Here is a 232-nt window from a genome sequence, read left to right as displayed (position 1 = left end):
ATGGCGCTGCCGCCGTCCGTCGCCGCGCCGCTGTACCCGGTGCTGGTGCCAGCCACCACGCTGCTGGTGACCAGCCTGCCGGCGCGTCGCCCGGTGGCGGATGACCAGACCCTGCAGCCGGTCTTGGAATCCGACGCAGGCGGGGCCACCTTGACAGGACGCCCTGCCGGTATCCTGTTGATGCGTTCCCTTCCCGTACTGATTGCCACCGTTGCCCTGTGCGGGCCGGCGC

At 71.1% G+C, this 232-nt stretch carries 1 pseudogene; it reads left to right on the top strand.

Features of this window, described 5'->3' with window-relative positions:
- Positions 1–232: pseudogene (locus tag ACQG3P_RS24860) on the top strand (hypothetical protein); the annotation flags it as partial.

It is taken from the genome of Stenotrophomonas sp. SrG (genome assembly GCF_050031795.1).
Classification (GTDB): Bacteria; Pseudomonadota; Gammaproteobacteria; order Xanthomonadales; family Xanthomonadaceae; genus Stenotrophomonas; species Stenotrophomonas rhizophila_A.
The sequence above is the reverse complement of the archived record's forward strand: the minus strand, read 5'-3'. Positions and strand labels throughout refer to the sequence as shown.